This is a genomic window from Stenotrophomonas sp. STEN046, assembly GCF_056759755.1.
Genome location: NZ_JBRRDR010000010.1, coordinates 1 through 18872 on the forward strand (window position 1 = coordinate 1; position 18872 = coordinate 18872).

Annotated in this window: 12 protein-coding genes; 9 read left to right on the plus strand and 3 right to left on the minus strand. The window is 66.6% G+C overall.

The features are described 5' to 3' along the window. Nucleotides 1-106 precede the first annotated feature (106 nt). Nucleotides 107-1105 (minus strand): polyprenyl synthetase family protein, encoded by a 999-nt coding sequence (locus ACVOLJ_RS07025; protein ID WP_475277674.1) that lies wholly within the window; start codon nucleotides 1103-1105, stop codon nucleotides 107-109. 214 nt (nucleotides 1106-1319) lie between these two features. Between ACVOLJ_RS07025 and ACVOLJ_RS07030 the strand changes: the two genes are divergently transcribed. Beyond that, entirely contained in the window at nucleotides 1320-2933 is a 1614-nt protein-coding gene (locus ACVOLJ_RS07030) for an alpha-glucosidase (RefSeq protein ID WP_475277675.1), read from the plus strand. Nucleotides 2934-3151: 218 nt separating this feature from the next. Here ACVOLJ_RS07030 and ACVOLJ_RS07035 read toward each other — a convergent pair whose 3' ends face one another. Both ACVOLJ_RS07035 and ACVOLJ_RS07040 read right to left on the minus strand, forming a co-directional pair. Next, the gene (locus ACVOLJ_RS07035) at nucleotides 3152-5911 is read right to left on the minus strand and encodes a TonB-dependent receptor (protein ID WP_475277676.1); all 2760 of its coding nucleotides are present in this window, start codon (nucleotides 5909-5911) and stop codon (nucleotides 3152-3154) included. A gap of 196 nt (nucleotides 5912-6107) precedes the next feature. Continuing rightward, the gene (locus ACVOLJ_RS07040) at nucleotides 6108-8159 is read right to left on the minus strand and encodes a glycoside hydrolase family 97 protein (RefSeq protein ID WP_475277677.1); all 2052 of its coding nucleotides are present in this window, start codon (nucleotides 8157-8159) and stop codon (nucleotides 6108-6110) included. Between the two features lie 235 nt (nucleotides 8160-8394). On the opposite strand from ACVOLJ_RS07040, the gene ACVOLJ_RS07045 reads away from it, so the two are divergent. The 8 genes from ACVOLJ_RS07045 to ACVOLJ_RS07080 all read left to right on the plus strand — a co-directional run bounded on the left by ACVOLJ_RS07045 (nucleotide 8395) and on the right by ACVOLJ_RS07080 (nucleotide 18869). Continuing rightward, nucleotides 8395-10587 (plus strand): glucosidase family protein, encoded by a 2193-nt coding sequence (locus ACVOLJ_RS07045; RefSeq protein ID WP_475277678.1) that lies wholly within the window; start codon nucleotides 8395-8397, stop codon nucleotides 10585-10587. Beyond that, on the plus strand, nucleotides 10584-12071 hold the full coding sequence (locus ACVOLJ_RS07050) for an MFS transporter (protein WP_475277679.1): 1488 nt from the start codon (nucleotides 10584-10586) through the stop codon (nucleotides 12069-12071). The genes ACVOLJ_RS07045 and ACVOLJ_RS07050 overlap by 4 nt, the downstream gene beginning before the upstream one ends. Next, entirely contained in the window at nucleotides 12071-13786 is a 1716-nt protein-coding gene (locus ACVOLJ_RS07055) for an alpha-amylase family glycosyl hydrolase (protein ID WP_481563785.1), read from the plus strand. Before ACVOLJ_RS07050 ends, ACVOLJ_RS07055 begins: the two co-directional genes overlap by 1 nt. Before the next feature lie 125 nt (nucleotides 13787-13911). Next, nucleotides 13912-14298, plus strand: coding sequence for an SseB family protein (locus ACVOLJ_RS07060; protein ID WP_481563786.1), 387 nt, complete (start codon nucleotides 13912-13914; stop codon nucleotides 14296-14298). 64 nt (nucleotides 14299-14362) lie between these two features. Continuing rightward, nucleotides 14363-14656: a hypothetical protein gene (locus ACVOLJ_RS07065; protein ID WP_475277682.1), complete on the plus strand. Its 294-nt coding sequence runs from the start codon at nucleotides 14363-14365 to the stop codon at nucleotides 14654-14656. Nucleotides 14657-14754: 98 nt separating this feature from the next. Next, nucleotides 14755-15048 carry a hypothetical protein gene (locus ACVOLJ_RS07070; RefSeq protein ID WP_475277683.1) on the plus strand — a complete coding sequence of 98 codons (294 nt, stop codon included), beginning with the start codon at nucleotides 14755-14757 and terminating at the stop codon, nucleotides 15046-15048. A 277-nt stretch (nucleotides 15049-15325) separates the two neighbouring features. Further along, nucleotides 15326-16822, plus strand: coding sequence for a DUF7125 family protein (locus ACVOLJ_RS07075; protein ID WP_475277684.1), 1497 nt, complete (start codon nucleotides 15326-15328; stop codon nucleotides 16820-16822). After that, entirely contained in the window at nucleotides 16812-18869 is a 2058-nt protein-coding gene (locus tag ACVOLJ_RS07080) for a PAS domain-containing protein (protein ID WP_481563787.1), read from the plus strand. The genes ACVOLJ_RS07075 and ACVOLJ_RS07080 overlap by 11 nt, the downstream gene beginning before the upstream one ends. Nucleotides 18870-18872: the final 3 nt, after the last annotated feature.

Consider the following 18872-nt stretch of genomic DNA (forward strand, 5'->3'; position numbering starts at 1 on the left):
GCCCCCCCCCCCCCCCGGGGGCCCCCCGCCCCTGCGGGCGCGCCCCCCCCCGGCGCCCCCCCCCCCCCCCGGGGGGCGGCCCCCCCGGGGGGGCGGCACTCCTTCATCAATGCGAGCGCTGCACCGCGTAGCGGGCCAGGCCGCGCAGGGCCGCAACAGCGTCGTTGTCGCCCAGGCCATCAAGCGCGCGCTCGGCGGCTTCGGCGTATTCCTCGGCGCGGGCCCGGCTGTACTCCAGGCCGCCGGTTGCACGGATCGCGGCCAGGACTTCGGGCATCGCCGAAGCATCGCCGTTCTGCACGATCCCGCGCAGGCGCTGGCGGGTGGCCTCATCCGAATGCGCCATGGCGTGGATCAGCGGCAGCGTCGCCTTGCCCTCGGCCAGGTCGTCGCCCAGGTTCTTGCCGAGCTCGTCGGCGTTGGCCGAGTAGTCCAGCACGTCATCGGCGATCTGGAAGGCGTAGCCCAGGTGCATGCCGTAGTCGTACAGGGCCTGCTGGGTGGCCTCGTCCACGCCGCTGGCCAGCGCGCCCAGGCGGGTGCCGGCGGCGAACAGCACCGCGGTCTTGCGCTCGATCACGCGCAGGTAGGCCGCTTCATCGGTGTCGGGGTTGTGGACGTGCAGCAGCTGCAGCACTTCGCCTTCGGCGATGCGGTTGGTGGTGTCGGCCAGGATCTGCATCACCGACATCCGGTCCAGCTCGACCATCAGCTGGAAGCTGCGCGAGTACAGGAAATCACCTACCAGAACGCTCGGCGCGTTGCCCCACAGGGCGTTGGCGGTGCTGCGGCCACGGCGCAGGCTGGATTCGTCCACCACGTCATCGTGCAGCAGCGTGGAGGTGTGGATGAACTCGATGATCGCCGCCAGCTGGTGGTGCTCGGGCCCTGCGCTGCCGACGGCATGGCCGGCCAGCATCACCAGCATCGGCCGCAGGCGTTTGCCGCCGGCGGAAATGATGTGGTCGGCGATCTGGTTGATCAGCACCACATCCGAGGACAGCCGGCGGCGGATCAGGGCATCGACGGCAGCCATGTCGGCTGCGGCAAGCGACTGGATCTGGGACAGGCCCAGGGCGGGACGGGTGTCTTCGGTGATGGTCATGCGATCAGGCTTTCAGGCTCATCCCTGATTATAGGGGCTGCCTGTGAATTGGGGAGGAAACCGGTTCCCCCGGTCTGCGGCATGGTGCCGGCCACGGTGCCCGGCGTGAATACGTATGCAGGCGGCGCCATCACGGTTGGGCCCCGCTAAGCTTGCTGGAGTTGGTTTTCAGCCCGCTTCCGGCGGGTCCCGCATGCCCGGAGGGGGGCTGTCGATGTCGCACTATCCATGGTGGCGCGGAGCCGTCATCTACCAGATCTACCCGCGCAGTTTCCTCGACGCCAACGGCGACGGAGTAGGCGACCTGCCGGGCATCATCCAGCGCCTGGACCATATCGCCGCGCTGGGCGTGGATGCGATCTGGATCTCGCCGTTCTTCCGGTCGCCGATGGCCGACTTCGGCTATGACATCGCCGATTACCGCGATGTCGACCCGCTCTTCGGCAGCCTGGACGACTTCGACCGCCTGCTGGCCAAGGCGCATGGCCTCGGCCTGAAGGTGATGATCGACCAGGTGCTGAGCCACACGTCGATCGAGCACGCCTGGTTCCGCGAGAGCCGGCAGGACCGCAGCAACCCCAAGGCGGACTGGTACGTCTGGGCCGACCCGCGCGAGGACGGCACGCCGCCCAACAACTGGCTGTCGCTGTTTGGCGGTGGTGCCTGGCAGTGGGAGCCGCGCCGCGAGCAGTACTACCTGCACAACTTCCTGGTGGACCAGCCGGACCTGAACTTCCATCACCCGGAGGTGCAGCAGGCGACCCTGGACAATGTGCGCTTCTGGCTGGACCGCGGCGTGGATGGCTTCCGCCTGGATGCGATCAACTTCTGCTTCCACGATGCCCAGCTGCGCGACAACCCGGCCAAACCGGCCGACAAGCGCGTCGGCCGCGGTTTCAGCGCGGACAATCCGTACGCCTACCAGTACCACTACTACAACAATACCCAGCCGGAGAACCTGCCGTTCCTGGAGCGGCTGCGCGCGCTGCTGGATGGGTACCCGGGCGCGGTGAGCCTGGGCGAGATCTCCTCGGAGGATTCGCTGGCGACCACCGCCGAGTACACCCGGGATGGCCGCCTGCACATGGGCTACAGCTTCGAGCTGCTGGTCAACGACTACAGCGTCGCCTACATCCGCGACACGGTCTCGCGCCTGGAAGCGGCGATGACCGAAGGCTGGCCGTGCTGGGCGGTGTCCAACCATGACGTGGAGCGGGCGGTGAGCCGCTGGGGCGGCCATCCTGCCGACCCGCGACTGGCGCGGATGCTGGTGGCGATGCTGTGCTCGCTGCGTGGCTCGGTCTGTCTGTACCAGGGTGAAGAGCTGGGCCTGGCCGAGGCCGAGGTGCCGTTCGAGGCGCTGCAGGACCCGTATGGCATCACCTTCTGGCCGAACTTCAAGGGCCGCGATGGCTGCCGCACCCCGCTGCCGTGGACCGATGCACCGCTGGCCGGCTTCAGCACCGGCAAACCGTGGCTGCCGATTCCGGCCGAACACCGGGCGGCGGCGGTGGCGGTGCAGGCGCGCGACCCGCACTCGGTGCTGGCCGCGTTCCGGGCCTTCCTGGCCTGGCGCCGGACCCAGCCGGCCCTGATGCACGGCGATATCCGGTTCCTGGACAGTGCCGAGCCGGTGCTGCTGTTCCAGCGTATGCTTGCAGATGAAACTCTCCTGCTGGCGTTCAACCTGTCGGCCGAGGCGGTGGTCCATCCGCTGCCAGCCGGCGACTGGCAGCAGGTGGCCGTGCCGGGCCCGGATGCGGGCACGGTGCAGGGCAATGAACTACGGCTGCCGCCGCGCGCAGTGGTCTGCGTCCGACGCAGCTGACCGATTTCTCCGGTGGCGGCACTTGCGGGGACGGGGCCGAAGCGCCCCGTCCCTTTTTTGTGGGTGAAGTTCCGGCGAAAGGCATCCACGCATGGCGTGGACCTACCGGGTGCAGCACGTGCGCAAAAGAAAACCCGCTGCCTGCGCAGCGGGTTTCCGGTCCAGCTCCCTGTGCTGCGTCGCCGGGCATGGCCCGGCGCTACCAGCCGTGCGTGTGGTCAGAACTTGTAGTTCACGCCCAGCACGTAGGTGCGGCCCCACTCGATGTACTCCAGCGGACGGTCCTTGGTGCCGGCGTAGGTGCGGTACGGCTCGTTGGTCAGGTTGCTTCCCTGCAGCAGCAGGGTCAGTCCCTGCAGGCTGCCGCCATCGGGGAAGGTGTAGCTGATCTGCGCATCGGTCACGTTCTCGCCCACCACGTAGCGCAGGGTGCGGTTGCCGTTGAAGTTGCCGATCTCACCAATGAAGTCCGAACGGCGGCGCTGGCTGACGCGGGCCTCGAAACCACTGCGCTCGTAGTACGCAGTGAAGTTGTACACGCGCTTGGACAGGCCGGGCAGGCTGATCGGATCGCTGCCCACGCTGGAGGCGCTTTCCGGATCGAGGATCTGGATGTCGCTCTTGTTGAAGGTCGCGCTGGCCTGCACGCCAAAACCGCGCAGGCTGTCGGTGACCATCTCCAGCGGGAACGAGGCGGTCAGTTCCAGGCCCTTCAGGGTGCCGCCCTTGCCGTTCTCCGGGGTGGAGAAGGTGCCGGTCGGCAGCACCGGTACCACCATGCCCGGCGGCGGCACGTAACCGCCGAGCAGGTTGGTGAAGTCGTAGTTGTCCACCGACTGGGTGTACACGTAGCTCTTCAGGTCCTTGTAGAAGATCGCGGCGGCCACGTAGGCCTTCTCACCGAAGTACTTTTCGTAGGACAGGTCCAGCGCGGTGGCGCGCCACGGGTCCAGCAGCGGGTTGCCGCCGCTGCCGCCGGGCTTGCCGGTCGCGGTATCCACACCGAATTCCAGGCCGGCGCGCATCTGGTCCACGCGCGGGCGCGCGACCTGCTTGGCCGCGGCGAAGCGCAGCGTCTGCTCATGCGGGAACATGAAGGCCAGGTTCAAGCTCGGCAACCAGTCGTTGTAGGTGCGGCCATTCGAGTACGGCTGGACGTTGCTGCCGGCCGGCTGCGAACTGTCCCAATAGCGCGAATCCGAGCTCTGGTCGGTGTGCTGCATCTGCACGCCGATGTTGCCGCGCACGCCCACCACGCCGATGTCGGTGTTGATGTTCAGGCGTGCCCACGCGGTGGTGATCTTTTCCTGCACCGTCCACGACTTCGGAATCAGGTAGTCCAGGTTGTCGACCGGGTTGAAGGTCATGTAGCGCGCCACGGCGGCCGGGACGTTCCAGGCCGGAATGGTGCCCAGGCCAGCAAAGCCGAGATTGACCGGGTCGTACTGCAGATCGCTGGCGATGTTGGCATCGCCCTGCGCGCCGAGCAGGATGTTGCCTTCGGACTGGGTCTTCACCTTGCGGCGGTCGGCATAGTTCACGCCGATGTCGAGATCCGGGGCCCACGATGCCATCACATCGGGCAGCGCGATGGTGGCGGCCAGCTTGGCGCCCTTCAGGCGATCTTCCACCTTGGGCACCTTGCCGTAGCCGGAGCCGTAGATGGTGTTGGTCAGGAACAGTGCATCCGGGTTGGAATAGTCCAGGCCCGGGCTGATCTGCGAGAAGCCGTTCTGGCGGAACTGCACACCGATGGTATCCAGCTGCGGCATGGGCGTCAGCTGCAGGTTGTTTTCCAGGTTCAGCTCATCGCGGGTGGCCTTGGAGTAGTTCAGGTCGGCGACCAGCTTGACGCTGCCGAAGGTGAACTCGTTGTTCCAGCCAAACGCATCGATCTTGTCCTTGCGCTTGTTGTACATGCCGCGCACCAGCGGATACACGCCGCTGGCGGTGCCGCCGGTGAACGAGCCGTTGCCATTGACCTGCGGGTTGCTGACCAGCAGGCCCGGGGTGTAGTTGCCGTTGTAGTTGCTGAGGTTGAGCTCGAACTGGTTGGCGGTGTCGATCTGCTCGGCTTCGGTGTGGAACGCATCGAAGGTGCTGGTCCAGCTGTTGTTCGGCCGGAACTGGATCGTGGCCATCACACCGTCGCGCTTGTTGTTGCCGGTGCGGCGCAGCGCCTTGATGCCGTCGGAGAAGTAGGTGCCCGGCGCCACGCCCGGGCGGTTGCCCGCATCGGTGTGCTCGGTGGTCCACGGCTCGTACAGGCCGACCTGGTTTTCCTGGATCGGCATGTCGCTGTGCGCGTAGCCGATGGCGATGCCCAGGGTCTTGTCCAGGAACTGGTCGATGTAGCTGGCACTGAAGCGGTTGCCGAACTCGTCGACATTGGCCGCATCGCCCAGCGAACTCTTCTGCAGGCGGCCGCTGACCGCGATCACGCGGTCGGGGAAGCTGAGCGGGCGCGCGGTCTGCATGTCGATGGTGCCCGACAGGCCCTGGCCGACCAGGGCGGCGTCCGGGGTCTTGTACACGGTCACGCCGTTGACCAGCTCGGACGGGTACTGATCGAACTCGACGCCGCGGTTGTCGCCGGTACTGACCACTTCACGCCCGTTGAGCAGGGTGGTGGCGAAGTCTGGCGACAGGCCGCGCACGCTGATGACCTGGGCACGGCCGGCAACGCGCTGTGCGGCCAGGCCGGGCAGGCGCGAGATCGATTCGGCGATGCTGACGTCGGGCAGCTTGCCGATGTCTTCGGCGGAGATCGCTTCGACCACCGAAGTGGCGTCCTGCTTGACCGCGATCGCGCTTTCGATGCCGCGACGGATGCCGGTGACCTGCACGGTGTCCAGGTTGGTGGCAGCGGTGCCGGTGGGCGTGGTCGCGGTGGGCTGCGTGGACTGTGCGGCTGCCAGCGACGGCGTCAGTACGACGGCCAACGCGATGCTCAGCGCGCTGCGCTTGTGGTTCAACATTTTCCCCTCCCAGGTAATGTTGTAGTGCGATTCGTGGTCGTCCCGATGCTGTCCAGGACGTGCGACGCGGTGGCCGCTGTCGTCGCCGCTATGGTAGGCAGCGTGTTCTCCGCGGGAATCACCCTGCATACGTATTCAATGGCTAATGCAGGGTTGTAATCGATTCCAGATCATCATTCCGGCAGTACCCGTCCATTCACAGCGGTGTGAAGCGGATGGCCTGTCCGCCGCCCGGCGCCAGCACCAGGGTGAGTGAATCGGTGCTGCTGACCTCGCGTGTTTCGCGCTTGAACGCGAAGGGATTGCTGCGGAAATCCGCGCCCTCGCCATCACGATAGATCTCGGCGCGGTAGCGCACGCCCGGTTCCAGGAAGCCCAGCGATAGCGGCAGCACGCGGCCGTGCTCATCGGTGATGCTGCCCAGGAACCAATCGCGGCCGTTGCGCGCGCGGCGCACGATGGTCACGTAGTCGCCGACCTCGCCGTCAAGCACGTGGCTCTGTTCCCAGTCCACCGCTACGTCTTCGATGAAGCGGAAAGCATCGCGGTGCTGCAGGTAGTGTTCGGGCAGATCGGCCGCCATCTGGATCGGGCTGTACAGCACCACGTACAGGGCCAGTTGACGCGCCAGCGTGCTTTGAATGGGCTGGCCATGGCGGCCCTTCAGGCTGAGTATGCCGGGGGTGTAATCCATCGGCCCGGCCAGCATGCGGGTGAATACCAGGTTGACCTCGTGCTCGGGTGGATTCGGTGGCTGGCCCCAGGCGTTGTATTCCATGCCGCGCGCGCCCTCGCGCGATATCCAGTTCGGATAGGTGCGGCGCAGGCCGGTATCCTTGATCGGCTCGTGTGGATTGACCGAGAGGTGGCGGGCGGCGGCTTCCTGCACCACCTTCAGGTGGTGACGGGCCATGAACTGGCCGTCATGCCACTCGCGCCACAGCGGTCCGCCGGCAGGATTGCGCCGATCGACCTGGCCGTCATCGCAGACGTAGCCGGTCTTGAACTGGTCCACGCCCAGCCGCGCATACAGATCCAGCGCTGCACCGAGCTGGTCTTCGTAGTGCTCGATGGCACAGCCGGTTTCATGGTGGCCGATCAGGTGCACGCCCTTCTTCAGACCATAGGCCGACAGCGCCTCGATATCGAAGTCAGGCGTGGCGCGGGTGAAATCGAAGTCGTAGCCGTTGCCGACCCAGTTGCCATCCCAACCGGGGTTCCAGCCTTCCACCAGCACCCCTCGGAAGCCGTGCGCGGCGGCGAAGTCGATCACCTTCCTGGTCTTGGCGGTGGTGGCGGCGTGCTTCGGCCCGGTTGCCCAGCTTTCGTTGTCCAGGTGCATCGACCACCACACGCCCAGGTACTTGGCCGGTTTCACCCAGCTCACATCGCCCAGCGCATTGGGTTCGTTGAGGTTGAGAATCAGGTCCGATTCGACCAGGCCACCGGCGTGATCGGCGATCTGCAGCGTGCGCCACGGCGTGGCGAAGGGCAGGGTGCGGCGGACCTTCCAGCCCTCGGCCGAGGGTGAAAGCTGCGCGCGCAGGCGCTGGCCTTCGGTGCGCCGCAGCCACATGCCGGCGTAGTCCACCAGCGCCGCTTCGTGGATGGCCACGTGCAACCCGTCCTGGCTGCGCAGGGTGATGGGGGTGTGCACCAGTGGCACCTCACGCAGCGGCGTGCGCTGGTACAGGTATTCGTAGTGGATCGGCTCGCCTGCGGGAATCCACCACGCCGTCGACTCCGGCGCGATCGCGAATTCGGTCAGTTCGTCGTCGATGATCGCTTCGCGCAGGTTCGGCTGTTCAGGGAATACATAGCGGAAGCCGACACCGTCGTCATGCACGCGGAACACCAGATCCAGCCGGCGCTTGCTGCCGGTGGTCTCGGCCAGATGCACGGTCAGCTCGTTGAAGTGGTTGCGGGTGACCCGACGCTCGCCCCAGGGTTGTTCCCAGGTGTCATCCACGCTGCGGCGCTCCTGCCCGAGCAGGACAAAATCGCGGTCGAGGCGACCGTCGCGCAGTGCGAAGCCGAGCTTGGAATCGGCGACCACCGGTTGCCCGAAGCGGTCGACGCGATAACGTGCGGTGCCGCCGTCGAGCACCAGGCTGACGCTGAGCACCTTGCCCGGCGATTCCACGCGGGTGACCTCGGCTGCGGCGTGCGCCAGCGTCGCAAGGCCCAGCAGGAGCAGGCCGAAGGCGTGCGCGAACATCGCGCGTACAGCAGTGGGTGACATCGGCATTTCCCCTCCCAAGGCGCCGTTGGCAGATCCGGACCATAAGCCAGCCGGACAGGTGTGCTGGCGCCGCGGGTGATGAATACGTATGCAAGCGGACGCAGGCGACAGCCCGGCGTCTACCATGGGGCCAGGCACCTTGAGGGAGGTGTCGCGCCCGCACGCCGGCAACGGCGCTACGGACCTACAACGCTGCGGAGAGGGAGGGAGGTCGACGGGCGCAAGCCGGTCTGCCGCTTCGATGCTGAAGATCATTTGCCTGACCGCTGCCCTGGGGGCAGCGCTGGGGACGACCGCGCAGGCGGCCGACCTGGAATTCGATGGCCGCCACGCGCGTGCCGACGCCGCTGCCAAGGGCGGCTTCGTGCTGCATGCGCCACAGGGCGAAGTGCGCATTGCCGCCGCACCCATGCGCAGCCAGACCGGCAGCGTGATGTTCGACGCGCTGTTCGCACTGGCCCAGCAGGAAATGGACCAGGATCGGGTGGACGCGATCCGCGATCCGGCCTTCGATGAAGGTCGGCCGGTGCCGTGCGAGTGCTTCCAGACCGGTGCGCGCTGGCCCTATGTGTGGACGCGCGATGTCAGCTTCGCCGCCGATCTGGCGCTGGCGAAGCTGGACCCGAAGCGCACGCGGCAGTCGCTGCAGTTCAAGCTGTCGGCCGCGCGCGATGGGCACACGGCGGGGCTGTTCGTCGCCCAGGACACCGGTTCCGGTGGCAGCTGGCCGATCAGCAGCGACCGCGTGGTGTGGTTCCTTGCCGCACGCCACCTGCTGGACGATCCGGCATTCGCCGAACAGGTCTGGCAGGCGTTGCAGGGCACCCTGGCGCAGGACCGGGCGATGGTGTTCGACGCGCAGATGGGGCTGTATCGCGGCGAGACCTCGTTCCTGGACTGGCGCGAGCAGACCTACCCGGACTGGACGCGCGGGAACGTGCGCTTCATTGGTGATTCCTACGCGCTGTCCACCAACGTGCTGCATTACCAGGCGCTGCGCCTGGGCCAGCAGATGGCGCAGCAGCTGGGGGACGAGCGCAGCGTGCAGTACAAGGCCTGGGCCGATGCGCTGGCGGTGCAGATCGACGCGCGCTTCTGGCGACAGGACATGGGCCAGTACATGAGCTACATCGGCGAAGCAGCACACCCGGTGCCCTACGCCAAGGTTGATCTGCTGGGCCTGTCATTGGGCATCCTTGCCGACGTGCTGCCGCTCGAGCGCGCGCGGCGGGCACTGGCCGCCTATCCGATGGGACCGGCCGGCAGCCCGGTGGTGTGGCCGCAGGAAGCGCAGCAGCCGATCTACCACAACCGCGCAATCTGGCCGTTTGTCAGTGCGTACTCGCTGCGGGCGGCCCGCAAGCTGGACGACACCTCGCGCATCGCCGCTGAGATCCGCTCGCTGATGCGGGGCGCTGCGCTGGCCGGATCGAACATGGAAAATTACGAACTGGCCAGCCAGGCCGTGCATGTGGACGAAGGTGCACTCAGCGGGCCGGTGGTCAATTCCGAGCGCCAGCTGTGGTCGGTGGCCGGCTATCTGGCGATGGTCACCGAAGGCGTGTTCGGTGTGCAGGATGACGGCCGTGTACTGCCCAAGCTGCCGGCCGCGCTGGTGCCCGAACTGTTCGGCAAGCAGCGCCGGATCACCCTCGATACCGGTCGCCACCGCTATGTGCTGGAGCGCCCGAAGCAGGTCGGCAGTGGCCTGCTGGTGGCTGGCACGTCAAGGACGCGCGGCAAGGTGACCACCGTGCAGCTGGTTGCCGCGCCCCTGGCAGCAGGTACGGATGTGTCGCCTGCCGATGCCAACGCCCGCGCGCCCGCCACCCCGGCTGCGCCGCAGGCAAAGCGTAGTGGCAAGGGCTGGAGCGTCGCGGTCGCCGCCGGCCAGGTGCTGTGGCAGGACGGCACCGCTGCCACCGCCAGCAAGGGTCAGGTACGTATCCATGATGATGGACTGCAGCACTGCCTGAGCCTGACCCGGCGCGAGGGGGGGCTGGAATCGCTGCACAGCCCAATGGTCTGTGTCGGTCCGCAGCAGGTGCTGCGTGGGACGCAGCGCTGGCAGTTCAGCACGGCGCGCGCCGGCCATGTGCGCCTGCGGCTGCAGTACAACAACCCAAACGGCCCGATCAACACCGGCGTGACCGCTGCGGTGAAGCAGTTGGCGCTGCAGTGCAAGGACCAGCCGCCGCAACGCCTGACGGTCGCGCTGCCGCACAGCGTGGCGATGCAGGACTCCACTGCGGCGACCTTCGCGGTGCCGAAGGGACGCTGCACGGTGACGTTGGAAGAGGGCTTCAACATGAGCGCGCTGCAGCACTTCGCGCACTACACCGGTGGCAAGGGCGGGCGTGACGGCGTGCTCAACCAGGCCCAGGTGCAGGCACTGAAGGTGGCGCCCGTGGCGGCTGCCGGGGACGCACGATGAGCCGTCCCGCAAAACCGCAGCTGTCGTTCTGGCAGATCTGGAACATGTGTTTCGGCTTCCTCGGCATCCAGTTCGGCTTCGCCCTGCAGAACGCCAACGCCAGCCGCATCTTCGAGACGCTGGGCGCGGACATGGACGCGGTGCCGGGGTTGTGGATCGCCGCGCCGCTGACCGGCCTGCTGGTGCAGCCGGTGATCGGCTACCTGTCCGACCGCACGTGGACGCGCTGGGGGCGGCGCCGTCCGTTCTTCATGATCGGCGCGGTATTGACCACGCTGGCCCTGCTGGTGATGCCGAACTCGCCGACGCTGTGGATCGCCGCCGGCACGTTGTGGGTGCTGGATGCCTCGATCAACGTATCGATGGAACCGTTCCGTGCCTTTGTCGGCGACCAGCTGGCGCCACGCCAGCGTCCGGTCGGCTATGCGATGCAGAGCTTCTTCATCGGCATCGGTGCCATCGTTGCCAGCTTCCTGCCCTTCATCCTGGCCCACTTCGGCGTGGCCAACACCGCTGCGGCGGGCGAGGTGCCCGATACCGTGCGCTATGCGTTCTACTTCGGCGCAGTGGTGCTGCTGGCGGCGATCACCTGGACGGTGGTCAGCACCGGCGAGTATTCACCCACCGAACTGGCCGGGTTCGATGACGCCGAGCCGCCGGCGCATCATGCTGGCGCCGTGGTCAGGGGCCACGCACCGTGGGCACAGGTGGCGCTGTGGCTGGCGCTGGGCGTGCTGCTGGCGGCGCTGATCGCCTGGCGCCAGGGCGACAGGATGCTGTACGTGCTGGCTGGCCTGTGTGCGGCCTACGGCGCGCTGCTGGCGGTATCGCGCGTGCTGCCGGGCACACACATGCTGGCCGCCATCGTCGGCGATCTGCGGGCGATGCCGGTCACCATGCGACGGCTGGCCTGGGTGCAGTTCTTTTCGTGGTTTGCCCTGTTTGCGATGTGGATCTTCACCACGCGCGCGGTGGCCGGCGTCCATTTCGGGTCCACCGAGGTCGAGTCGGCCGCCTACAACGAAGGTGCCAACTGGGTGGGCGTGCTGTTTGGTGCCTACAACGGCTTTGCGGCGTTGGCCGCGCTGCTGATCCCGCCGATGGTGCGTGCGATCGGCCTGCGCTGGAGCCATCTGCTGAATCTGTGGCTGGGCGGGGCAGGGCTGATCTCGATGATGTTCATCGATGATCCCCGCTGGCTGCTGTTGTCGATGGTGGGTGTGGGTTTTGCCTGGGCCTCGATCCTGTCGCTGCCCTATGCGCTGCTGTCGGACAGTGTTCCGGCGGCGAAGATGGGCGTGTACATGGGCATCTTCAATTTCTTCATCGTGATCCCGCAGCTGGTCGCGGCCAGTGCGTTGGGCTTCGCCCTGCGTGCATGGCTGGGTGGCCAGCCGATGCATGTGCTGGTGCTGGGCGGGTGCAGCCTGCTGGTTGCCGGTGTGTGCGTGCTGCGGGTCCCGTCCCGTCCGGAGGTGGTGTGATGCGTGGTGTGTTGTCCGTTGCGGTTTCCCTCGCACTGTTTGCCGGCAGTGCCGTTGCTGCGCCGCGTCCGGCCTATGTCGGTACTACCGAGCCGTTTGCCAGCGATGCGGTGTACTTCGTGGTCACCGATCGCTTCGTCAATGGTGATCCGTCCAACGATCATCGCGAGCAGGGCGGCAAGCACCGCACGTTCGATATTCCGGTGCCGTGCCCGGACAAGGTGGACGGCAACATCGGCTACCTCGGCGGTGACTTCCGTGGCGTGCTCGACAACGCCGACTACATCCGCAGGCTCGGCTTCGGTGCGGTGTGGATCACGCCCATCGTCGACAACCCGGACCAGGCGTTCACCGGCAGCAAGGCGATCAGCTGCACCAGCACGCTGACCGACCGCGGCAAGACCGGTTACCACGGCTACTGGGGCATCAATTTCTACACGCTCGACGAGCACCTGCCCAGCAAGGACCTGGATTTCGCCGGGCTGACCAAGGGACTGCACGGTGCCGGCCTGAAGGTGGTGCTGGACATTGTCGGCAACCACGGTTCACCGGCCTGGACCATGCCGACGCGGCAGCCGCAGTTCGGCCAGGTCTTCGACAAGGACGGCAAGCTCGTTGCCGACCACCAGAACCTGCCGCCGCAGCAGCTGGACCCCCAGCACAATCCGCTGCACGCGTTCTACAACAACATTGGCCCGGTCGACAGCAAAGACGGCTCGATCTTCGATGGCAACCTGGCCGAGCTGGGTGACTTCAACCAGCACAACCCGGCGGTGATGGACTACCTGGTGGGCGCGTACCTGCAGTGGACGGCGCAAGGCGTGGATGCGCTGCGCATCGACACCATCGGCTGGCTGCCGCACCCGTGGTGGCATGAATTCGTCAATCGCATCCGCGCCGAGCATCCTGGCATGTTCATGTTTGGCGAAGCGTTCGACTACAACGCGGCCAGCATCGCCGAGCACACCTGGCCGGCCAATGCCAACGTCAGCGTGCTGGATTTCCCGCTGCGGGGCGCGCTGGAGCAGACCTTCGGCACCGCCGGCAAGGGCTTTGAAACCCTGGCCGAGCCCCTGCACCTGACCGGCGGCCCGTATGCCAACCCGTACGAGCTGATGAGCTTCTACGACAACCACGACATGCCGCGCCTGCAGGCCAGCGACAACGGCTTCATCGATGCGCACAACTGGCTGTTCACCGCGCGCGGCATTCCGGTGGTCTATTACGGCTCGGAAACCGGCTTCATGCGTGGTCGTGCCGAGCATGCCGGCAACCGCGCCTACTTCGGCCAGCCGCGTGTGGATGCGGCGCCGCAGAGCCCGATCTTCGGCCCGCTGCAGCGCATCGCCCTTCTGCGCGAAGCGACCCCGGCACTGCAACGCGGCCTGCAGGTGAACGAGCGCCTGCAGGGCGATGAAGCGGTGTTCCTGCGTGTGCTGCAGCACGGCGATGTGGCGCAGACCGCGCTGGTGCTGCTGAACAAGGGCGATGCGGCGAAGCCGTTCAAGGTGGACCGCTACCTGCAGCCGGGCACCTGGCGCGATGCGCTGGATGGCGGCGAACTGAAGGTGAAGCGGTCGCTGGAAACCGAGGTGCCCGCACACGGGGTGAAGGTGTTCGTGCTGGACGCCGAGGTGAAGCAGCCGATGCTGCAGGCCGAGCTGGACAAGGCCGTGGCCGACCAGCAGGCGCGCGACCAGCGGCTGGGGCGCTGAGGGCGCCGCCGGGCATGGCCCGGCGCTACCGCTATGGTGGGTGCCAACCTTGGTTGGCACGCTTTTCGAGCAGTCGAGCAAGCTCGACTCTACAATAGGCACCCCTCGCGCCCCGCCGTACCGTCATGACCGACCTTGCCCCGCAGACCCCGATCGAAACCCTGCTGAAGGCGGCGATGGACGGAACGGTGCCGATCCGCGCCTTCATGCAGGCCTTCGTCGCCTCCGAGGTGGTGCTGTTGACCGGCAGCCTGGTCACCCCTGATGGCAGCGGCTTCGACCCGCTGCTGTTCGACAAGCAGGGCACCCTGCATGTGGCGGTGTTCACCGATCCATCGCGGGTGGGCATCTACAGCCAGCAGGCCGAACACCAGATCCGCTGGCTGATGCTGGACGTGCTGCGTCGCGTGCCGGGCGGGTATGGTGTGGTGATCAACCCGGGCACCACGCTGGGTTTTGAGATTTCGCCGAGCGGCGTGGGCGAGATCCTCAAGGACTTCGCGCAGGGCTGACTGTCCTGTAGGGCCGAGCCCATGCTCGGCTGCTTTGTACCTACTGAATCGAAAGGACTCGGACATGACCCTGCAGGAACGCAGTGCCTCTTACCACGAACGACTCGCCGTCATCTGGCTGGTTACCGGCTTCGCATTCTCGCTGGCTCTCGGTCTTGTTCTTGCCTTCGCCTTCGACATGCACGATACCCCCGCGCCACTGCTGGCATGGATAGGTGCCTGGGGGGCGGCCTACCATCTTTACTGGCGCGCCCGCGTGCAGCGCCGCCGCGCCTGGCTGTATGCAGGAATTGCCGCGCTTGGGCCTGTGCCTGCATTCATGGTCTACGGCTGGCTGTTGTATCGTCGCAACGAGTAGCGTGTGGGCAGTGAAGCGCGGAGCGACGACCTACAGTCGGAGCCGAGCATGGCTCGCCAGTACAGAATGCAGCGCCCCCGTCCAAAGGAAGCAACGCCATGTCCAGCACTATCGCCCGACACTCCCGCAACGCAATGATCTATCTGATCGCGGCCGTCGTCGCTGCACTGGTGGCCATGCCCCTGCTGCGCGCGGTGGGGATTGTCCAGTGGCCGGTGTTCGTCATCGCCTGGCTGATCAACCTGGGCGCGGCGTGGCATCTGGCGCAGTGGGCGCGCCAGCAGGGCCGTTCGGCGTGGGCGTTCGGGGTGCCGGCGGCGCTGGGTACGGTCGCCTCGATCGTGGTCTACGTAGTGCTGGCCGTTCTGGGGCCGAAGGTGGCGGTGCGCTGAATCCACGCGATCGCTCAAGGCGCCGGGCCCCAGCCTGCACGTGACATGCCGATCGCCGCCGTTACCGGTACGGTGCGGGTCATGCCGACGGCGGACAAAGGCCTTCTCCTGGAAGAACGGATAGCGGGGTGACGGCTCGGCGGCGCCTGACCTGGCAGGGCCGGCGTGCGGATGGCGTAGTCGTGAAATATTCCTGAATGCGTTGGCATCGGTGCGCTGGATCACACAATGCCTCCACAGCGGCATCGCTAGGCTTTGCCCCTCTTTGGCCATTGCCATGCAGGCGCACATGCGGATCGTAACCGGAATAGAAGGGCTGGACACCATCCTGGGCGGCGGGCTGCCGCAGGCACGCCTGTACCTGCTGGAAGGGCCGCCTGGTTCCGGCAAGACCACCTTGTCGTTGCAGTTCCTGCTGGAAGGGCTGCGGCGCGGGGAGCGCTGCCTGTACATCACGCTTTCGGAAACCGCCGAGGAGCTGCGCGAAGTCGCCGCCGCCCACGGCTGGTCTCTGGAGGGCCTGCATCTGTTCGAGCTGGGCTCGGCCGAGGGGGCCATGGGCAATGGCCGCCTGCAGTCGGTGCTGCATTCCTGGGAAATGGAGCTGGACGAGACGGTCAACCTGATCATGTCCAAGGTGGACAGCATCGGGCCGACCCGTGTGGTCTTCGATTCGCTGTCCGAGCTGCGGCTGCTGGCGCAGGATTCGCTGCGCTATCGCCGGCAGATCCTGGCGCTGAAGCAGTTCTTCGCACCCAAGAGCGCGACGGTCATCCTGGTGGACGACCTGACCTCCACCAACGAGGAGCGCGATGGGCAGCTGCACAGCCTGTGCCATGGCGTGGTTTCCCTGGAACGGCTGACGCTGGATTTCGGTCCCGCGCGGCGCCGCATGCAGGTGCAGAAACTGCGCGGTGTCAATTTCATCGCCGGTTACCACGACATGGTAATCCGCAGCGGTGGGCTGCAGATCTTCCCGCGCCTGATCGCATCCGAACATCACGGCCGATTCGTTGGCACCCCGATCAGCAGCGGCGTGGATGAGATCGACCGGCTGCTGGGCGGCGGGCCCCTGCGTGGGACATCGACCCTGCTGACCGGCCCGGCCGGCAGCGGCAAGACCAACGTCGCCCTGCAGTACGTGTGGGCCGCCTGCGAACGCGGCGAGCGCAGCTGCATCTTCGAGTTCGACGAGCGCGTGGGTACCTTGCTGGCGCGAGCGGCTGCACTGGATATCGATCTGGACAAGCACCTGCGTTCGGGCCTGCTGGAGATCCTGCAGATGGACCCGGCGGAAGTTTCGCCGGGCGAGTTCTCATGGAACCTGCGTAAGGCCGTGGAAGAGCGCAGCTGCACCGTGCTGGTGATCGACAGCCTGAACGGCTACGTGACCGCCATGCCGCAGGAAAAGCAGCTGATGCTGCAGCTGCACGAGATGCTGTCCTACCTCAACCAGAAGGGCGTGGCCACCTTCCTGATCAACCCGCAGCACGGCCTGGTCGGCACCATGTCCACCGGCAGCCTCAATGTGTCCTACATCGCCGATGCGGTGGTGCTGTTCCGCTTCTTCGAAGCCAAGGGCCGCATCCGCAAGGCGATTTCGGTCATCAAGAACCGTGGTGGTGCGCATGAGGACACCATCCGCGAGCTGAAGATCGACGGCCGTGGCATCACCGTCAGCGCGGCACTGGCAGATTTCCAGGGCATCCTCACCGGCACGCCTGAATTTGTCGGTGACAGTGCGTCGCTGCTGGGCCAGACCGATGTCCGATAGCGGAGGTGGCAGTACCGTCGTCCGCATCGTCGCTCCGTTCGGACGCGACGCCGACAGCATCGCCGGGGTTCTCGGCAGCGCAGGGCTGAGCACGCAGATCGCACCCAGCCTGGAAGTGCTGGCTAGGCAGCTGGATGACGATACCGGGCTGGTCGTTGTCACCCAGGAGGCCGTGGCACGCGGCAGCGATGCGCTGCTGCAGGTGCTTCAGCAGCAACCGGCGTGGTCGGATATCCCCTTCATCCTGCTGCGTTCGGCGCGTTCCTACCGGCGCTCCACCCGCGAGCCGTTGCTGCCCGGGTCGATCAACGTGGTGGAAATGGACCGTCCGCTGGGCAGCATGTCGCTGCTCAGCGCGGTGCAGGGCGCACTGCGTGCGCGTGACAAGCAGTTCGTGGTGCGTGACCAGGTGGCGGCGTTGGCCGATGGCCGCGCGGCGCTGGCGCGCAGTGAATCCGAGCTGCGCCTGATCGCCGATGCGATGCCGGTGCTGATCGCCTTCGTCGATCGCGCGCTGTGCTTCCGTTTTGCCAACAAGGCCTATGAGACCTGGTTCGACCTGCCCACCGGTGAAGTGATCGGCCGGCACGTGCGCGAGGTCATCGGCGAGAACGTATGGCAGCAACGACGACCGGCGATGGAGGCGGCCTTGTCCGGCCGCGAGGCCGTGTTCGAGATCGTCTGGCCACACCGCGTGCACGGTCGCCGCGATTGCGAGGTGCGGTACTCGCCACGCCGTGACGACGCCGGTCGCATCGATGGCTTCCACGTGTTTGTCACCGATATCACCGCCGCCAAGCTGGCCCTGGCCAGCAGCCAGCAGCACGCGCATGCGCTGGAGGCGATGGTGGCCGAGCGCACCCGCGAACTTGAAGCGCAGATGGCCGCGCGCGAAGCCAGCGAAACCGCGCTGCGGCAGTCGCAGAAGATGGAAGCCATCGGCCAGCTGACCGGCGGCATCGCACACGATTTCAACAACATGCTGACCGGTATCCTGTCGGCGTTGGACATCGTACGGCTGCGGCTGGACATGGGCCGGGTGGACGATCTGGAACGCTTCCTGGACACCGCCACCGCCTCGGCACAGCGCGCAGCCGCGCTGACCCAGCGGCTGCTGGCGTTCTCGCGGCGGCAGTCGCTGGACGCGCGACCGGTGGAGATCAACACACTGCTGGTATCAGTGCAGCAACTGCTGCACAGCACGCTGGGCGAGACCATCCGCCTGCGCGCCGAACCCTGTCCCTCGCCGCTGCATGCCACCCTGGATGCAAACCAATTCGAGAGCGCGCTGCTGAACCTGGCCATCAACGCACGCGATGCGATGCCGCATGGCGGCGAGCTCACCCTGCGTGCTTCGCAGGCGACGGTGCGGGAGGGTCAGTACCGCGCCGTGCCGGCCGGCGACTATGCGATGGTGGCCGTGGCCGATACCGGCGCCGGCATGGCACCGGAAGTGGTCGAGCGTGCGTTCGAGCCGTTCTTCACCACCAAGCCCATCGGCAAGGGCACGGGGCTGGGCATGTCGATGGTGTATGGCTTCATGCAGCAGTCCGGCGGCCATATCGCCATTGAATCGAATGTGGGCGAAGGCACCACGGTGCTGCTGTTCATCCCGATTGCCGAGCAGGCCGCGGTAGTACAGGAGAGCGTCCCGGCGCGGCCGATCCGGCACGGCGAGGGCCAGTCGATCCTGGTGGTGGAGGATGACGAGCAGGTGCGGATGCTGGTGACCATCGTGCTGGAAGACCTGGGCTATCACGCGCAGGTGGTGGGGGACGCCGATGCGGCCATCCCCATCCTGGCCTCTGCGCAGACCATCGATCTGCTGGTAACCGATGTCGGCTTGCCGGGACTCAACGGGCGCCAGCTGGCCGAGATCGCCCGGCAGTCACGCCCGGCGTTGCCGATCCTGTTCATGACCGGCTATGCGGAAAAGGCTCAGGAACGCTCGTCGTTCCTCGAGGATGGCATGGCGATGATCGCCAAGCCCTTCCTGCTGGATGAATTCAGTGCGGCGGTACGTTCGTCGATGCCGGAGGGGACCTGAGCG

Coding starts and splice junctions, on each gene's coding strand:
- ACVOLJ_RS07025 (WP_475277674.1), bottom strand. CDS start 1,105: ATGACCATCACCGAAGACACCCGTCCCGCCCTGGGCCTGTCCCAGATC.
- ACVOLJ_RS07030 (WP_475277675.1), top strand. CDS start 1,320: ATGTCGCACTATCCATGGTGGCGCGGAGCCGTCATCTACCAGATCTAC.
- ACVOLJ_RS07035 (WP_475277676.1), bottom strand. CDS start 5,911: ATGTTGAACCACAAGCGCAGCGCGCTGAGCATCGCGTTGGCCGTCGTA.
- ACVOLJ_RS07040 (WP_475277677.1), bottom strand. CDS start 8,159: ATGCCGATGTCACCCACTGCTGTACGCGCGATGTTCGCGCACGCCTTC.
- ACVOLJ_RS07045 (WP_475277678.1), top strand. CDS start 8,395: ATGCTGAAGATCATTTGCCTGACCGCTGCCCTGGGGGCAGCGCTGGGG.
- ACVOLJ_RS07050 (WP_475277679.1), top strand. CDS start 10,584: ATGAGCCGTCCCGCAAAACCGCAGCTGTCGTTCTGGCAGATCTGGAAC.
- ACVOLJ_RS07055 (WP_481563785.1), top strand. CDS start 12,071: ATGCGTGGTGTGTTGTCCGTTGCGGTTTCCCTCGCACTGTTTGCCGGC.
- ACVOLJ_RS07060 (WP_481563786.1), top strand. CDS start 13,912: ATGACCGACCTTGCCCCGCAGACCCCGATCGAAACCCTGCTGAAGGCG.
- ACVOLJ_RS07065 (WP_475277682.1), top strand. CDS start 14,363: ATGACCCTGCAGGAACGCAGTGCCTCTTACCACGAACGACTCGCCGTC.
- ACVOLJ_RS07070 (WP_475277683.1), top strand. CDS start 14,755: ATGTCCAGCACTATCGCCCGACACTCCCGCAACGCAATGATCTATCTG.
- ACVOLJ_RS07075 (WP_475277684.1), top strand. CDS start 15,326: ATGCAGGCGCACATGCGGATCGTAACCGGAATAGAAGGGCTGGACACC.
- ACVOLJ_RS07080 (WP_481563787.1), top strand. CDS start 16,812: ATGTCCGATAGCGGAGGTGGCAGTACCGTCGTCCGCATCGTCGCTCCG.